This is a genomic window from Micromonospora sp. DT81.3, assembly GCF_049847225.1.
In the GTDB taxonomy this organism is placed as follows: Bacteria; Actinomycetota; Actinomycetes; order Actinomycetales; family Microbacteriaceae; genus Microbacterium.
In genome coordinates, this window is record NZ_JBNCNY010000009.1 from 1 (window position 1) to 15,715 (window position 15,715).

The window sequence follows — 15,715 nt, forward strand, 5'->3', positions numbered from 1 at the left end:
GCCTGGACCCTTCGGAATGCGACGTGACGACAACATGACCTCCAACAGGTGTGATCACGTTGCAACGATCACTGGAACCACCGCGTCGTTACTGTCCAGTTTTCAAGCGTCGTCGACACATTTCGGCATCTATCGGAGGGACGAGGAAAGTGCGGGTATACCGCCGACGTCCGGACCTAAACTCGACCCTTAGTCGCGGCCGCCACCGCGATCCCAGCCAAGTGGTTGCGACGGCCACTGCATGTGGGCTGGTGTCTGAGACCGGCCGGTCAAATGATCCGCCCACGTCGGGACCAAACCGGGTCAATCCCTATCGTCGACGCGAAAGCTCGGGCCCGCCTTGCGACATGCGGCAGAGCGTCTCCGCCTATGATCCACGCGACGAAGGCGGGGCGCCGATTATGTCCCGGCGCTAGGCGATCTGTGCCAGGAGGTAGCGACGCACGCGCGCACTCACTCGTCCCGGTCAGCGGTCGCGTAGGACGACCGCGGGCCGATAGTCGTGTCAGCCACCGGGCGCTGATCCCACCGCGCGTCTGGTTCGACGCGCGGATTAGGCGAAGGCATGGTCCAGGCGTACGGAACGCTGTGCGCGTTGACGTGACCGCACTTCAAGCAGCGGTACTCAACCATCGGCTCATGGCGCTGGTCCCGAGTGACGGACCCCATACTCGTCCCGATTTCTTCCGTTTCACGGTGTGCTGGCTCATAGTGCCCGTACTCGAGGAAGTCGTCCGTGCAACAGTTCGGACACGCCGGGAAGTCAGCCATGAGAGAGCCTAAGCACAGCAACCGAAACAGTGGAAGACGTCCCGGATTACGTTCTTGGGGCAATTGAGTGCGGGATGCGGCCGTGTAGTCGCTATCGCCGTATGGTGCGGTTGCCGTCGTCGTCGAGCTCGATCTGTTCCTTACGGACCTCGGCTTCGACGCTCTCCGTGTCGGTGACGGTCTCCGTTCCCAGGCGCACCCGCTCGACCGGCACCGTCTCCTTCGCGACGACGGGGCGCTCCTCGGTCAGGATGACCTCGTGCTCCTCTTCGCTGATGTCCGGTCCGCTCAGCGCGTCGCCCACGTTCGCATCGGTGATCGGCTCCCGCTCGACAAGCCGCTAGGGCGTCGTGGCTAAACGCTGCGACGCGTGACGGAATTGCGCCACACAACGGTGTTCCGCTCGCCGCGGTCAGTATCCCAGGCGACGACGCAGACTCGATCGTTGCTTCCGGTCACCCAAGCAGGCAGACGTTCGGCGGCCTTATGCGGCCACGAGATCCACGCCCACACCGGCACACGACTCTTCACCCATTGGAGCGGCTCAGGGCCGTACGCGTCCTTGGGAAGGGTGATCGGTGCGAGGTTGTCCATGACAACGTGCAGTTTCTCGTCCGTGACGAGCGTCGAGCCCATTCGGTCGGGATCCTTCCTCCGGCCGAGACCATCCAGCGTACTGCGCCGCGTCGACGGTGCACACCAAGGGTGTGCGCGTCTACCCCCTCACACTCAAGAGGATCCGTCCCGCACAATTGCATTCGTGGGGCCGATCCTCATCGGCGAGGTGAGATCGGCCCCCACTTCTATACCTGCCCGCCGAGAAAGAACCGCCCGCCCGTCTTGCGTCTGTGAGCCACCCGCAGTACAGGTCAGTGCGCCTCGTGCATCCGTGGAGTGGCTTCGGGCACCTTGGCTTTCTCGTGCCTCGGAGATTCAGGTACCGCGTAGAGGCCGGTCGGCGAGTTGGCAGTGAACATCAGCACATCCACCCAGGCCCGGTTGATGACCGGCGTTTCGCTGCCGAAAAACTTGTACACGACCGAGATCCGCGGGTGCACCCACACGGTGGTCCGGCGTTACGGATACTGTCGTCGTCCTTCCACGTGAAGTGGAACGACTCGCCACGACGGATCTCCGCTCCGATCACCAACTGCAGCTCGCTTGCCTACCTGAGGGGTCCCTCTGCGCGCCGTCATCGACGTCAGTCAGATGGCGGGACTGGAACCGGGAGCGTGACCGCACGCGGAGGATGCTTGATCCGGCGCTGGTTCTCGGGCTTGCGGGCCTCGTCGTACAGCTTCTTGGCGACGCCGATGTAGGCCGCGGTGCGCATGATCTTCATTATCCGGCGGTACCCGTCGTCGCCCGGCTCGTGCGGCTCAGGAAGCGACGATGTCCTGCTGCACCCCGTCGTCGCGCGCGGCCTCCCGGGCCCGGTTCTCCTCGCGGCGGTCGACGAACTTGGTCGCCCGGGCGTCGAGTTCCTGGAGGAATGCCGCCAGCTGCTCGCGGGCCTGCTCGCCCTCCGGTCCGAAGTCGGTGCGGTCCAGGACGTGCCAGTGCCGCAGCACCGGCATGATCACGTCGTCGTGGTGGAGGCGCAGGTCGTAGATCCCGGCCTTCGCGATCATCATCGAGCTGCGCCGGAAGCCCGCCATCGTGGCTCCCGGCATTTCGAAGCCGATGACCTCCTTGGCGATCGCCTGCATCGTCGCGTCGGGCGCGATCTCCAGCGCCGCGGAGACGATGTTGCGGTAGAAGATCATGTGGAGGTTCTCGTCCTTGGAGATCTGGGCGAGCATCCGGTCCGCGATCGGGTCTCCGGTGACCTTGCCGGTGTTGCGGTGCGAGACCCGGGTCGCGAGCTCCTGGAAGGACACGTAGGTCACCGTCTCGAGCGCGGTCTTTTCGCCGGAGTCGTAGCCCGAGGTCATGTAGTCCATCCGGGCCCGCTCGAGCTCGACCGGGTCGACGCCGCGGGTGACGACGAGGTAGTCGCGCATCGCGATGCCGTGCCGGTTCTCCTCCGCCGTCCAGCGGCCCACCCACGTGCCCCACGCGCCGTCGCGGCCGAAGCGGGTCGCGATCTCGCGGTGGTAGGACGGCAGGTTGTCCTCGGTGAGCAGGTTGGTGAACATCGCGGCCTTGGCCGTCTCGGAGAGCTGCGACTGCTCGGGCGCCCAGTCCTCGCCGCCGAGGAACGCGAAGTCACGGCCCTGGCTCCACGGGACGTAGTCGTGGGGATGCCACTCCTGCGCCATCGAGAGGTGGCGGTCGAGGTTCTCGGCCACTACCGGCTCGAGCTCCTCGAGGAGGTTGGTCGGCGTGCTGGTCATGGTCGCTCCCTCGGTCGCACTGGCCCGTGACCGAGGCTACCGGCACCTGGGCCCGGTGCGCCCGGGGGCCGCGCGGCCGCCTACTTCTTGACCCGGAGGGTCGTGCTCGCGGCCGGACCGGTGCCCTTGCTGTGACGGCCGAGACGGACACCTTGTCGACCCCGTCCCGATTGACCAAAAGCCGTGCCCGTCAACGGGTCCATGGACGTGCGCCCAAACGACGATCGGTGCGTGGGAGCCGGAGCGCCCGTGCGGGTGCCCGTTTACCCCGCCGGGTGAAGATACCCGCGCGGGTGCCTGATATGCGACACGGTGACTGTCTCGAATCCCTTGCAATTTGCGACGCTCGAGGTTTCGAGACACGTCGGCGGATCAGGGCGAAGATTCCGGCGGAGCGAAGGAGCTGTATATGGCGAGGAACACCGATCCCGTTAGCGACTGGTTCTGGCGGCGCGCTACTCCCCAACGTAAGCTCACCGTGCGTTATGTCCTTTATAGAACTATCGATCGATAACGAACTGTAACGGGGACGTACTGATGCAACCGAGCCCATACACGCCAGGCGAGGTGGCGCGCACGGTGCCTGGTCGCGCTGTCCAGATGGGTGAGTTTGAGGAACGCCTCTCGTATCTGGTGGACCTGGGGCGCCTGGTTGGGCGCATCCGTGTGGATCATGCGCCTCGTGGTCTGGGTAAGACCTCATTGTTGAGGCAGTACCAGCGTCGCGCCCGGGAGCGTGAAGCACAAACGATATGGGTGACCGCCGGAGAAGAAGGTGTTGGACTGATCGCTCAGATCGCTGCGGAGATCGAGCGGGAGAGCAGCACCTGGCGTTCCGGGGCACGCACTGCACTGGGCAGGCACCTGGAGTCCCTCACTCTCCGGGCCGGCATTCCCCAGATTGTTGGCGTCGAAGCAAAACTCAAGCCGGACGTGGCAGCGACCGCCGGCGGGTACAGAGAATTCGAAGCCGTTCTTCGTCTGGCGGCATCGAGTGATGATCACACGGGGTTGGTGATTCTCGTCGATGAGATCCAGGCGGCGGACCCAGCCGGGTTGCTCACGCTCGCGTACGCATGGCAGCATCTGCAATCCGAAGGGAGTGGCGTGCCGGCCGCCGTTTTCACCGCTGGCTTACCGAACGCGCCTGAGAAGATTGCTTCCGCGGTGACGTTCAGCGAACGGTTCGCTTACCGGCCGCTGCTGCTGCTTGGCCGCGAGGCGGAAGAGGTGGCGATTTCCGCGCCGGCGCGCCATCTCGGAGTGGTGTGGGAGGACGATGCTCTGGCTGCCGCGTTCGAACTCGCGGCCGGCTATCCCTACGCGGTGCAGCTGATCGCCGACGCGACATGGACTGCTGCGGGGCATCCTGACCCCGGCGGCCGAATCACGGTCGACCACGTCACCGTTGGTCGCCATGCCATGCAAGCCGATCTGGACGCCCTGTTCCGCGCCCGATGGGCCAACGCCACCGCGGCCGAACGCGAGCTGATGACCGCGATGGCTTCGCTGGGCGACGAGCCGGTCCAACGCGCCGAAGTTGCCCGCGTACTAGGCGTCTCCAGTGAAAGCCTGTCGATGCCTCGGGCTCGTTTGATCGACAAGGGATTCATCCAGTCCGGCTCACGAGGCAAAATCGAGTTCACCATCCCAGGATTCGCTGCCTTCATCCGCGATCTCGACGGATAACGCATCAGCGCTACCCACCGGAGGACCGCCGGCTCACAGACGCTCGATCTCCCGGATGTTGCTCGATCATTCGGATCGGCCTGTCCCCGACTGTCCCCAGGTACCCAACGGGGAACAACAAGATGGACCGGACTTGAAGCTGAGGCGTTCCAAATGTCCCAGAGCCACTTGTTGCTTCCAGCCGCCGGATCGCTACTCTGGCCCGATCGAGGACGTCACAACGCCCCGCCGCGCTCCCGTACTAGGCGGGGTGCCTCTGGGAGTGCATGGCCGTCCGCGCTTCCAGGACCGCCTTCTGTGGGTTGTCCGTGCCGAGGTCTCCGGGTCAGCCGAGTTGCAGCACGATGTTATCGTCTTCGTCGACCGTGACTTTGTAGGAGATGAGCGGCGGAGCACCCGTTGTCGAGCACCCGGTGTCGAGTTCGAACGCGTGCATGTGCAGCGGGCATACCACGACCTGTTGGTCGATTGTGCCGTCCGCGATTGGGCCGCCCTTGTGTGTGCATACCGCGGAGAGCGCGCGAAGAGAACCGTCGCGCAGCCGGAACACGGCGATCTGCCGTCCGTCGACGCCGAACGCGCGGGCCTCCCCGAGGGGGATCTGCGCGACCGGTCCCAGCGTGCGGGTGGCCACCTCCACGGAGCCGGTCATCGCGTCACCCGGATGTCGCCGGCGGCGCGGCCCGCCTCGACGGTGGGCATGGCATCGTTCCGTCCGGTGACGGGCACTTGCGGGAGGACCGTGAGGGGTAGTGCCGTCCGGAACTGACCGGGAGTCATTGGGTCATCGCGTTCCTTCCAAGGGTCGCGGTAGTTGCTGACGGATTCCTGCATCGCAGCATCCAGTCGATCGGCGATGCCCTCGGAGTCATCGACCACGACGGCCCGGATGTGATCGATTCCGACCCGGGGCACCCACGCGTAGGTGCGTTCCAGCCAGTTCGCGCTTTCGCGGTAGTACTGCATGAATCGGCCGGTGAGCACTTTCACCGTCTCCGGGTCATCGACGGTCGCGAGCAGGTCTCCCTTCCGGATGTGGGCGCCGGCCGCTCCCCCAACGTAGATTTCCCAGCGGCCGCCCTCGATCGCGACGACACCGACGTCCTTGACGAGGGATTCGGCGCAGTTGCGTGGGCATCCGGAGACGGCAAGCTTGAGCTTCGCGGGCGACTCGATGCCCTGGAACTCGGACTCAAGCTGAATGCCGAGCGTGGTCGAGTCCCCTGTGCCGAAGCGGCAGTATTCCTGGCCGACGCAGGTCTTCACTGTGCGGAAGCTTTTGCCGTATGCGTAGCCGGAGGGCATGTCGAGGTCGGCCCAGACCTTGGGCAGGTCCTCCTTGGGTACTCCGAGCAGGTCGATGCGTTGACCGCCGGTGAGTTTGACCATCGGGATGCTGTATTTGTCCGCGACGTCGGCGATCCTCCGCAGCTGGTCGGGGTTGGTCACTCCGCCCTTCATCTGTGGGACGACCGAGAAGGTCCCGTCCCGCTGGATGTTGGCGTGCACGCGGTCGTTGACGAAGCGGGCGTCGCGCTCGTCGACGTAGTCCTCTCCCAGCATCATCTTCATCAGGGATGCCAGGCCCATCTTCGATTTGGCGTCGTCCTTGCCGCCTGGGGCGAGTGCGGCGAACACTTGCGAGACCGAGGTCAGTCCGAGATCACGGATGGCGTCCATCAGGGTCTTCTTGTCCATCGGGATGCCGGGCACGTAGTAGGTCGCGGCGGGGTCTTCTTCGACGACGCCATCCGCCGCCCATTCGACGACCTGCTTGACCAGCAGCTTGCAGGAGCCGCAGCCCTTGCCGGCCCGGGTCGCGTCCATGGCCCCGGCGACGGTCTTCACGCCGCCTCTGACCACGTCCACCAGTGCCTTCTTGCTCACCCCGTTGCAGTTGCAGATCTGGGCATCTTCGTGCAGCTCCGCGACCCCGACCTCCTCTGACGGACCGCCCACGTCGAACATCAAGGAGATCCGCTCCGACGGGAGCGGCAACCCACGGTCGAACGCCTGAGTGAGATACGCCACCTTCCGGCTGTCGCCGAGAAGGGTCGCTCCAACGAGCTTTTCGTCGCGGATCACGATCGACTTGAAGACGCCCCGGCCGGGTTCGGAGAAGACGATGTGCTCGTCGGTGTCCCGCTCGGGTTCGCTAAGTCCCATCGACGCGACCTCGACTCCGGCGACTTTGAGCTTCGTCGCCGTGCGGGACCCGAGGTATTCGGCATCCGGGTCCGCGCCCGTCACTTGATCGGCGAGCACGACCGCCTGCTCCCACAACGGGGCCACGAGCCCGTACACCTCACCGCGGTGTTGCACACACTCACCCACCGCGTAGATGTCGTCCTCGTCGATGACCCGCATCTGGTCATCCACCACGATCGCCCGTTCGACGGTGAGGCCGCTCACCACGGCGATATCTACGACCGGGCGAATACCGGCGGCAAGCACGACCATGTCGCATTCGAGGTCCGGTTTGTCACGCATCCTGACGCCGTGCACCTTGTTCAGCCCGAGAATCGCGGTCGTCCGGCTCCCGGTGTGCACGGTGATGCCGAGGGCTTCGACGCTGCGCTTGAGGATGGCACCCCCCTGCGAACCCATCTGGGCGTTCATCAGGTGGCCTCCGGAATGAACCACGCTGACATCCAGGCCGTACGCCTGCAGACCCCTGGCCGCCTCCAGGCCGAGCAGCCCGCCGCCGATCACCACCGCCTTCGTGTGGTGCTCGTGCGTCGCGTAGTCCACCATGCGGCGGGTGTCATCGATGGTGCGGAACCCGAACACCCCGGGCAGCAGCTCACCGGGCTCTGTTCGCAGGCCCTCCATTGACGGCATGAACGACTGGCTGCCGGTGGCGATGATGAGCACGTCGTAGGGGGTGACCTGTCCGTCGTCGGAGAAGACGAGCTTGGCGTACTTGTCGATCCTGGACGCCCGGACGCCCGCATGAAGGGTGATGTCGTTCTCTTCGTACCAGGAGAGCGGGTTCAGGAAGATGTCGTCGTGGTGTTCCTCCCCGGACAGCACGTGGCTGAGCATGATCCGGTTGTAGTTGCCGTAGGGCTCGTCGCCGAACATCGTCACCCGGAATTGGAGGGCGCCACCGCGGGCGAGGATCTCCTCCACGGCGCGTGCCCCGGCCATTCCGTTGCCGATCACGACGAGGCGGCGACGTGGATCCTCTTCGGCCTCGATGTCGCGGGCGCTTTCGATCATCGTGCTCATCAGTGCTCCACCATTCCCAGGTCGACGACCACCGTGCCGCTGACACCCTCGGCAGCGACTATCTGCAGCTCGATCATTGACCCGCCCTCGATGTCTTCGACCACCCGGAGCGGGACGTTCACGTCGCTCTTCGCGCCGATCGGGAACAAGCGCATTGGCGCCCCGTCGCGTAGCAGGACGACGGTGATCAGCTCGGGGGTCGAGTTGCCGCCCCGGAAGTAGAGCGGCTGATTGACGACACCCTCGGGCACCACGTAGGAGAGGTCGTTGTGTATGGGCACCATGGTGGCGGGGCCGGCGCCAGCGAATGGGTAGAAGCCCTGCAGGAAGCGGTTCTTGGAGATCATTGCGGAGGTCCTTCGGCGGTTCATTGGTGATGGTGGAGCACTTCTCGGTGCGGGTCGTGCGGTGATCGTCGTGGTGGAGGGCGGGAGGGGAACGACCGCTCCGGACGGCCCTGAGGGGCCTGGAGATCCGGGAGGGGCGGCGAGTAGGTGCACGTCTGCGGGTGATCCGACGCGGGTGATCGAAACGGCGCATACCTTGAATTCCGGCATTTTTGAGAGCGGGTCGAGGGCCGGATTGGTGAGCGCGTTCGCGTTGGATGACCCACCCCAGTGGAAGGGGATGAAGACGGTGTCGACCCGGATGTCCTCGGTGATCCTGGCGCGGAAGTTGGCGGCGCCGCGCCTCGTGCGCAGTTGCACGATGTCGGCCTGGTTGACCTTGAGCTGCCGGGCGAGGTCGCGGTGCAGTTCCACTTCGGGCTGCAGGGCCGCCTGCTCCGGATTGGAATGCCGCCGAGTCTGCGCCCCGCTTTGATATTGCGCCATCAGCCGGCCGGTGGTGAGCACATAGGGGTACCGTGAGTCCGGGATCTCCCCCGGATTCCGGTGGTCGACGCGGATGAACCGCGCCCGCCCGTCCGGTGTGGGAAACCGGTCCGCAAACAATCGCGGGGTGCCGGGATGGTCCTTTCCAGGGCACGGCCAGAAGACGCCCTGCTCAGCGTCGATCCGCTCGTAGCTGATTCCGGAGTAATCCGCGATGGCCCCCAGCGCTGGCACGGCGGAGCTCGTCGAACACCACGCGCGGGTCGGTAGGGAAATGCGACCCTCGGCCGAGTCTGGCCGCGATCGCCGAGAGCAGCTCCAAATCGCTGCGTACCCCGTCAGGGGGAGGCATCGCCCGCTTTCGCCGGATGACGCGGCCCTCGAGGTTGGTCATCGTGCCCTCTTCCTCGGCCCACTGCGTCGTCGGGAACACGACGTCGGCGAAGGCGGCGGTCTCGGCGAGGAAGATGTCGGACACGACCAGCAGGTCAAGACTTCCCAGTCGCTCCGCGACGCGATTCGCGTCCGGTGCCGAGACGACCAGGTTCGAGGCCAGCACGATCAGCGCCCGCACACCGCCGTCGGTGCCCATCCGGTCGAGCATCTCGAAAGCCGACAGTCCAGGCTCGGGTAAGTCGTTGGGGTCGACTCCCCAGACCTCGGCGACGTGTCGCCGGTCGTCTGGGTCAGCGAGCTTGCGGTAACCGGGAAGCTGGTCCGCCTTCTGACCGTGCTCCCTGCCGCCCTGCCCGTTGCCCTGCCCGGTGATCGTGCCATACCCCGAGTAGGGCTTGCCGGGAAGTCCGAGCGCGAGCGCGAGATTGAGGAACGCCTGCGCTGTGTCAGTGCCGTTGCTGTGCTGCTCCGCACCCCTCGCGGTGAGGATCATCGCACTTGGCGCCGCCGCCAACGTGCGAATCGCCTCCCGGAGGATCGCCACAGGGATGCCGGTTAGCTGCTCGACCCGGTTCGGCCACCACGAGGCGACGGATGCCTTGACCGCGGCGAACCCCGTGGTGCGGGCATCCACATACGCGGTGTCGACCAGCTTCTCTTTGATGGCAATGTGCAGCAGGCCGTTGGCCAGGGCGAGGTCGGTGCCGGGCAGCGGCATGAGGTGCAGCGCGGCGCTCGTCGCGGTCGCGGTCCTGCGCGGGTCGATCACGATCAGGGCCTGACCGTTCGCGCGGCCCTGGTCGAAGTACTGCATCGCGGGCGGCATGGTCGCGGCCGGATTGGATCCCACGAGCAGAATTGCCTTGGTCTCGGCGATGTCGCTGAGCGGGAATGGGAGCCCACGGTCCACTCCGAGGGCACGGTTGCACGCGGTCGCGGCCGAGGACATGCAGAAGCGCCCGTTGTAGTCGATCATCGAGGTACGCAGAGCCACGCGGGCGAACTTGCCGAACGCGTACGCCTTCTCGTTCGTTAGCCCGCCTCCGCCGAAGCATCCGACGCTGTCAAGACCGTACCGCTCCTGACTGGAACGGATCCCGGCCTCCACGACGTCAAGCGCCTCCTCCCATGACGCGGCCCGGAACGCACTTGTGCGATCCCCCGCGACACTGCGCACGAGCGGGGTGAGCAGGCGCTGCGGATGTCCCAACAGCGTGCCCGCGTTCCACCCCTTCGAGCAGAGACCACCGCGGTTGGTCGGAAAGTCGGGCTGCGGCCGAAGGTCGACCGCGTTGGCTCCGTCACCCGGCTGCAGAGTGATGCCGCACTGGAGCGAACAATAGGGGCAGTGCGTGAGAGTCGAAGAAGAGGACGTGACGGGCGCCCGCTGGCCCTGAAGCCCGAGGGTCACCATCGTGGAACCGTCATGGAGCCGGGTGAGGAAGAGAGGCGGAGCACGATAGACACTCGTCAGATGCGCTGCCCGAGGGCGGAGCCGCGGCGGGCGTAGAAGAACACCGTCACCCCGATCATCACCACATATGCAGCGATGAACCAGTAGAAGGCCACCGTGTAGTCGTCGAAGCTCGTCTTGGAGAAGCCCAGCACCTGCGGGATGATGAAGCCGCCGTAGGGCCCGGTCGCCCTGACCGCGACATCCGTGTCGTCAGTCAGCGCCGACCCGCCGCTGCTGATCTTCTCAATCTCGGCGCAGTCCTCCGCCGCTGCAGTGCTGACGCGGGCCGAGACGATGGTCGTGCACCTCCTCGACGCACACGACCTCGACATCGCCAAGCTCGGTGCGACAAGCGGCATCGACCGCTTCGCCGAGACCCACCGGTACTCGCGACTGGTCACGGGTGAGCCGGTATACCGGCACGTGCGGGCATGGGCGCGCTGCGCCGTGATCGAACGAATGGATGCCGGAAGTTCCACCGTGATCGCAGCGCACGCCCTGCAGTCACACGTCGAGCGCGACATCGCCGCCGGGACCTCCGGCGACCCGCTGGTCTATCACAACCGTTCATGGCACCGCCTCGGCGACCACTCCCGCATCCAATAGCGCCTCGCTGGCCGCCAGCCAAGAGAAGACGGACACTGCGACTATGACCTTCTCAATCAACCCCGCCAGCGAATCGATCACCGGCATCGGTGAAAGCCGCGCCCACCGGAACCGAGAACGGTCGCTCAACGACTCGTTAGCCACCATGCCGACCGGGCGGCACGCAGTCGACAACAATGGGTGTCTTGTAGCCCATGGGATACGAGACATCTAACGTCGTCCCTAGACCCGTCCCGATCTGTCCTGTTTGCGCGGAATACCGCAGCCCTGTGATGCTGATCGCTAAATGGCAGCATCCTGTGATCGCTTACTGGCGACCGCCCGCCCGCCCCGAAGTCGATCCTTCACCGGCACTCCTGCCGCATGCGTGTGACAAGGTGCGTGATGTCGATCGAACGAGTCTTCGCGGGCCCCACCGACGCGCTGTCTGACGTTCGGAGATGATCGAGCCGGCTCGGACGACAGGAGGGACGTTCGCCACCGACAGTGTGACCGTGGACTCGTTCAGGTCAGACTCTTCCTGAAGAACGTCGCTGAGTCTTCGTAACCAATTGCCTCATAGAAGCTCAAGGCGCGGCGGCTCGCCAGGGCAATATAGGCGGCGCCCTTCGCCGCCGACCATGTCTCCGCGGCGGCCATCAAGGCTTCACCCACACCTTTCCTACGCCAAGACTCGTCGACCATCACCTCCTCCACCCATCCAACGGGGCCGTTGGCAAGGAAGGTGGGGTGACAATGCGCGAGGAGGTAACCGACGATCCCGTCGTCGCGTTCAGCGACGATCAAGAGTGCCTCGTCGTGATGAATGTTCGCCTCGAAGGATGCCGCGAACGCGTCCTCCCGCAGCCGAAACGTCGTGGCAAAACCACGGGCAAGCGGCCAGATGCTCTCGCAATCGTTCGAGACCGCCGGACGGATGCTGTCAATCGCGGCGCTCATGAGGTGACTCTAGCTCGACCAGGAATCCGTTCCCCCGGAGCTGCCGGACTCCGCCGCGATACCCCTTCGCCGGTCGGCCATGGCGACGAGGTTGCGTCCCACGTGGGATCCGCACCGGGGCACCGGTCACGCGGCATCCGCCTCGAGTTCATGTGCAATTCGCCGGGGGTGATAGTCGACGAGCGCTGAGGCATGCGCTGACGATCAGAACCCGCGCGGCGGTCAGGGGATCAGCCACACAACGGTGTTCCGCTCGCCGCGGTCAGTATCCCAGGCGACGACGCAGACTCGATCGTTGCTTCCGGTCACCCATGCAGGCAGACGTTCCGCGACCTTGTGCGGCCACGAGATCCACGCCCACACCGGCACACGGGCCTTGACCCAGTGGAGCGGCTGAGGACCGTACGCATCCTTGGGGAGAGTGATCGGTGCAAGGTTGTCCATAACAACGTGCAGTTTCTCGTCTGTGACGAGCGTCGAGCCCATTCGGTCCGGGTCCTTCCTCCGGCCGAGACCAACCAACATACTGCGCCGCGTCAACGGTGCACACCGAGGATGTGCGCGTCTACCCCCTCACGCTCAAGAGGACTCCCGCACAATTGCATTCGTGGGGCCGATCCTCATCGGCGAGGTGAGAACGGCCCCCACTCCTATCCCTGCCCGCCGAGAAAGAACCACCCGCCCGTCTTGCGTCCGTGAGCTACCCGCAGTACAGGTCAGTGCGCCTCGTGCAGCCGTCTAATAACTTCGGGCACCTTGGCTTACTCGTGCTTCGGAGGTTCAGGTACCGCGGAGAGGGCGGTCGGCGAGTTGGCAGTGAACAACAGCTTGTACACGACCGAGACCCTCGGGTGCACCCACACGGTGATCCCGCCGTTACCGATACTGTCTTCGTCCTTCCACCTAAGTGGAACGACTCGCCACGGCGGATCTTCGCTCCGATCACTAACTGCAGCTCGCTTGCCGACCTGAGCGATCCCTGAGCGGGCACTGACTGCCCCATCGTTGAAGATTGTTCGGGCCGAGCACTGGCGATCGATCGACTCGTGATCATGAACTAGCCCTTGCGCAGGTTGTCGAAGGTCTTGCGAAGAGTCGCAGCGGTCTCTGAAGGAGCGCACGGTACGCACAGCCGGCCGACTCGGCGCCCACTGCCGGCGTGTGTCACCTCAACGTGCTGGGTGTCACCCGCCTCGACGCAGACGTGGAGATCAGACTTTCCGTCGACCCGCCAACAGCGGAGATGGTTCGGATGCGCAGCGATCGGAGTGAACCGGTTGATGCGCGGAGGAAGCTTCCCCAGAGCGGAGTCGAACTCGGCCGCATTCGAGAAGCGCCTCGACGGATCAAGATGCATTCCCTGGTCCACCACTCGGGAGAGCGCGAGGCTTGCATGAGGGGCGAGGTCGCGGAGCGCGGGCCGGGCGCCCGCTTGGATTGCAACATCCAAGGCGGCCTGCATCACTTGGTCGAATGGCCATCGACCCGTCAGCAGTGCGAACAGAGAGACTGCCGCGCCATAGATGTCGGCGGCCGCGCCTTGTCTGCCATCCAGGTACGCTTCCGGCGCGCGTACCCGAGGGTCCCCGGCGGCTTCCGCGGTCCCCCTTGAGTCCATGAGAGCTGCTGCGCCAAAGTCACCGAGGACGATGTCGTTGTTGGCTCGCACAAAGATGTTGGCTGGCTTCACGTCACGATGGAGGAGACCGCGGGAGTGGCACAGCGCAAGGCCACGAAGCGCCCGGCGGATCGACTCGACACCAAAATGAGGTTCTACGCCATGCGACGCGCACACACGGTCGAGGGAGTCCTTCGCGAGCGCGGTGTCGAGGAACGGCACGTCGACGATCAAGTCGGCATTGTTGACTTCGAGAATGTACGGGCTCTTGAGCTGAGTGAGCAGGGATGCCTCCAGCCAGGCTTCGGTCGGACGCCCTCGAAAGAGCAACTTCAGGGCGACTTCGTGCGACCGGTTCCGATCCCAAGCGCGCCACACCTCGCCGTAGCCGCCTTGGCCGATCTTCTCGCGCAGTTCGTATCGCCCGGCGAGTACGCCACCCGGCGACGTGCTCAACATGAGGTCGAGTGTAAGGTGCGTCTGTGCGCTACCTCGGGATCCGATTCCACGCAATCTCCACCAAGCGGCGGGTGTTGCGAGCGGTCGTGGTGGACGACACTGGCGCTCTCGCCCCGGCCTGCCTTGAACACGTTCTAGATGGGTCAGCATCCCAGGCGCAGCAGGCACGCGACGGGAGGGACTGGTTGCGTAGTGCACTGGCGGGCCACCCGGACATCGCTGCCGCGGTGATGTTTGAGGCCGATCGCGGGCCGCGCAGTTCTGACACGAATGCCGGGCGCCTCCGACTCCGGGTGGAAGGGGCAGTGCTTTCCGGTGCTCTCGATCACGTCAATGTCGTGGAGATCCGAAACGGGAAGCGAATCGGCGACCTAATTGGTGGTACCAAGGACGCGGCGCTCGCGCTCGGCGCGCTAACGGTCGCCGATGCGTCATACACGGAAGCGGCAGCAGCGGCGCTTGCGGCAGTCAAGCTTGCGTGAGCGACCTCAGGTTGCTGACAAGATCGAGCGAGGCGACATCAAGCTGATCAAGATCCGGTCGAGTTCGAAGAAAGATCGCCGCCCCAACCCATGTCGCTCCCTGAGACCGAGCCGCCTCCGCCGCATGATACAACGCAGACCCGGTGACGACGGCCCCCTCGACGATCATCACCCGCCCGGTAGTGGACGAGCCAGTGGCCGCCGTGTGCAACACGGCATCTGTCGTGAGGACCGCGGACGCGACAATCCACTCGGCGGAACGGGACGCCGCGATCACCACCGTGCAGTCGGCATCCTTACAGAGCTGAGCCAACCAGGCTCCGGCGGCCTTTAAGACGGTGGGATCGCCGAGGTCCCGGTTGCTTGTCTCCGCCGCCATCATGGCTGGGGCGAGGTCCAGCACCTCTTGCATCATCACAGGGGCGACTATAGGCCGTGAGCTGGTCACAGGCACCGAGACGTTCCGCGGCGCCAGAAACCGACCGATCGTCGACGGCTTCCTGTACCGTCGGTACTTTCCACTCCGCGGAGAGTACTCCGGCAGCGGCAATGGAATTCTGAGCGGCACACGCCCCTCTTCACTCGGGATTGGGCGTGATGGCTCTTCACTGGCGTCGACGAATTTGCGAGACAGCCCTTAACTTGAAACGAGCGGGCCGCAAACGCGACAGTTGGCCCTAAGCACGGTGGTTCCACCGCGGCGTACGGCTGAGGCAAGCCATCGCCGTCTGGTGCCTCATCGCATCGCTTTTGACTTGGCTGCTCACGGCTGTCGCCTGCAGTCGTCTAGCCCCGCGCGCGACGGACTCTGTACACGGCGATTGCGCGCCTGCTCCGCGCGTCCCTGATTCGCCGCGTCGATCGGTGTCGCTGTCGAGGGCCCATCGCGGAGGGCGCTC

14 protein-coding genes and 2 pseudogenes are annotated in these 15,715 nt (G+C 65.1%); 3 read left to right on the forward strand and 13 right to left on the reverse strand.

All coding sequences use genetic code 11. The features are described 5' to 3' along the window. Positions 1-862: 862 nt before the first annotated feature. From ACPW96_RS17840 to ACPW96_RS17860, 5 genes and pseudogenes are all read right to left on the reverse strand, one after another. Positions 863-1,093 (reverse strand): annotated as a pseudogene (locus ACPW96_RS17840) (DUF2382 domain-containing protein); the annotation flags it as partial. Between the two features lie 32 nt (positions 1,094-1,125). Further along, positions 1,126-1,407 (reverse strand): hypothetical protein, encoded by a 282-nt coding sequence (locus ACPW96_RS17845; RefSeq protein WP_425884612.1) that lies wholly within the window; start codon positions 1,405-1,407, stop codon positions 1,126-1,128. 233 nt (positions 1,408-1,640) lie between these two features. Beyond that, on the reverse strand, positions 1,641-1,808 hold the full coding sequence (locus ACPW96_RS17850) for a hypothetical protein (protein WP_425884614.1): 168 nt from the start codon (positions 1,806-1,808) through the stop codon (positions 1,641-1,643). Between the two features lie 164 nt (positions 1,809-1,972). After that, positions 1,973-2,104: a hypothetical protein gene (locus ACPW96_RS17855; RefSeq protein ID WP_425884616.1), complete on the reverse strand. Its 132-nt coding sequence runs from the start codon at positions 2,102-2,104 to the stop codon at positions 1,973-1,975. 46 nt (positions 2,105-2,150) lie between these two features. Then, on the reverse strand, positions 2,151-3,107 hold the full coding sequence (locus tag ACPW96_RS17860) for an acyl-ACP desaturase (protein ID WP_425884618.1): 957 nt from the start codon (positions 3,105-3,107) through the stop codon (positions 2,151-2,153). 600 nt (positions 3,108-3,707) lie between these two features. On the opposite strand from ACPW96_RS17860, the gene ACPW96_RS17865 reads away from it, so the two are divergent. Next, positions 3,708-4,796, forward strand: a complete 1,089-nt coding sequence (locus ACPW96_RS17865) for an ATP-binding protein (RefSeq protein ID WP_425884619.1) — start codon at positions 3,708-3,710, stop codon at positions 4,794-4,796. 325 nt (positions 4,797-5,121) lie between these two features. On the opposite strand, the gene ACPW96_RS17870 is transcribed toward ACPW96_RS17865, so the two are convergent. The 4 genes and pseudogenes from ACPW96_RS17870 to ACPW96_RS17885 all read right to left on the reverse strand — a co-directional run bounded on the left by ACPW96_RS17870 (position 5,122) and on the right by ACPW96_RS17885 (position 10,864). Next, on the reverse strand, positions 5,122-5,448 hold the full coding sequence (locus ACPW96_RS17870; RefSeq protein WP_425884620.1) for a Rieske (2Fe-2S) protein: 327 nt from the start codon (positions 5,446-5,448) through the stop codon (positions 5,122-5,124). Then, on the reverse strand, positions 5,445-8,027 hold the full coding sequence (gene nirB / locus ACPW96_RS17875; RefSeq protein WP_425884622.1) for a nitrite reductase large subunit NirB: 2,583 nt from the start codon (positions 8,025-8,027) through the stop codon (positions 5,445-5,447). The genes ACPW96_RS17870 and nirB overlap by 4 nt, the downstream gene beginning before the upstream one ends. A gap of 509 nt (positions 8,028-8,536) precedes the next feature. Then, a pseudogene (locus ACPW96_RS17880) lies at positions 8,537-10,670 on the reverse strand (molybdopterin oxidoreductase family protein); the annotation flags it as partial. Positions 10,671-10,726: 56 nt separating this feature from the next. Next, positions 10,727-10,864 carry a hypothetical protein gene (locus ACPW96_RS17885; RefSeq protein ID WP_425884624.1) on the reverse strand — a complete coding sequence of 46 codons (138 nt, stop codon included), beginning with the start codon at positions 10,862-10,864 and terminating at the stop codon, positions 10,727-10,729. Between the two features lie 37 nt (positions 10,865-10,901). Between ACPW96_RS17885 and ACPW96_RS17890 the strand changes: the two genes are divergently transcribed. Then, positions 10,902-11,318, forward strand: coding sequence for a flavin reductase family protein (locus tag ACPW96_RS17890; RefSeq protein ID WP_425884873.1), 417 nt, complete (start codon positions 10,902-10,904; stop codon positions 11,316-11,318). A 504-nt stretch (positions 11,319-11,822) separates the two neighbouring features. Here ACPW96_RS17890 and ACPW96_RS17895 read toward each other — a convergent pair. From ACPW96_RS17895 to ACPW96_RS17905, 3 genes are all read right to left on the reverse strand, one after another. After that, positions 11,823-12,257 carry a GNAT family N-acetyltransferase gene (locus tag ACPW96_RS17895; protein WP_425884627.1) on the reverse strand — a complete coding sequence of 145 codons (435 nt, stop codon included), beginning with the start codon at positions 12,255-12,257 and terminating at the stop codon, positions 11,823-11,825. A 222-nt stretch (positions 12,258-12,479) separates the two neighbouring features. Continuing rightward, positions 12,480-12,743 (reverse strand): hypothetical protein, encoded by a 264-nt coding sequence (locus tag ACPW96_RS17900; protein WP_425884629.1) that lies wholly within the window; start codon positions 12,741-12,743, stop codon positions 12,480-12,482. 571 nt (positions 12,744-13,314) lie between these two features. Further along, entirely contained in the window at positions 13,315-14,334 is a 1,020-nt protein-coding gene (locus ACPW96_RS17905; RefSeq protein WP_425884631.1) for a serine/threonine-protein kinase, read from the reverse strand. Positions 14,335-14,357: 23 nt separating this feature from the next. On the opposite strand from ACPW96_RS17905, the gene ACPW96_RS17910 reads away from it, so the two are divergent. Then, entirely contained in the window at positions 14,358-14,816 is a 459-nt protein-coding gene (locus ACPW96_RS17910; protein WP_425884633.1) for a hypothetical protein, read from the forward strand. Here ACPW96_RS17910 and ACPW96_RS17915 read toward each other — a convergent pair. Beyond that, entirely contained in the window at positions 14,803-15,234 is a 432-nt protein-coding gene (locus ACPW96_RS17915) for a hypothetical protein (protein WP_425884635.1), read from the reverse strand. The two genes, ACPW96_RS17910 and ACPW96_RS17915, sit on opposite strands and share 14 nt — an antisense overlap. Positions 15,235-15,715: the final 481 nt, after the last annotated feature.

Coding starts and splice junctions, on each gene's coding strand:
- ACPW96_RS17845 (WP_425884612.1), bottom strand. CDS start 1,407: ATGGGCTCGACGCTCGTCACGGACGAGAAACTGCACGTTGTCATGGAC.
- ACPW96_RS17855 (WP_425884616.1), bottom strand. CDS start 2,104: ATGCGCACCGCGGCCTACATCGGCGTCGCCAAGAAGCTGTACGACGAG.
- ACPW96_RS17860 (WP_425884618.1), bottom strand. CDS start 3,107: ATGACCAGCACGCCGACCAACCTCCTCGAGGAGCTCGAGCCGGTAGTG.
- ACPW96_RS17865 (WP_425884619.1), top strand. CDS start 3,708: ATGGGTGAGTTTGAGGAACGCCTCTCGTATCTGGTGGACCTGGGGCGC.
- ACPW96_RS17870 (WP_425884620.1), bottom strand. CDS start 5,448: ATGACCGGCTCCGTGGAGGTGGCCACCCGCACGCTGGGACCGGTCGCG.
- nirB (WP_425884622.1), bottom strand. CDS start 8,027: ATGAGCACGATGATCGAAAGCGCCCGCGACATCGAGGCCGAAGAGGAT.
- ACPW96_RS17895 (WP_425884627.1), bottom strand. CDS start 12,257: ATGAGCGCCGCGATTGACAGCATCCGTCCGGCGGTCTCGAACGATTGC.
- ACPW96_RS17900 (WP_425884629.1), bottom strand. CDS start 12,743: ATGGGCTCGACGCTCGTCACAGACGAGAAACTGCACGTTGTTATGGAC.
- ACPW96_RS17905 (WP_425884631.1), bottom strand. CDS start 14,334: ATGTTGAGCACGTCGCCGGGTGGCGTACTCGCCGGGCGATACGAACTG.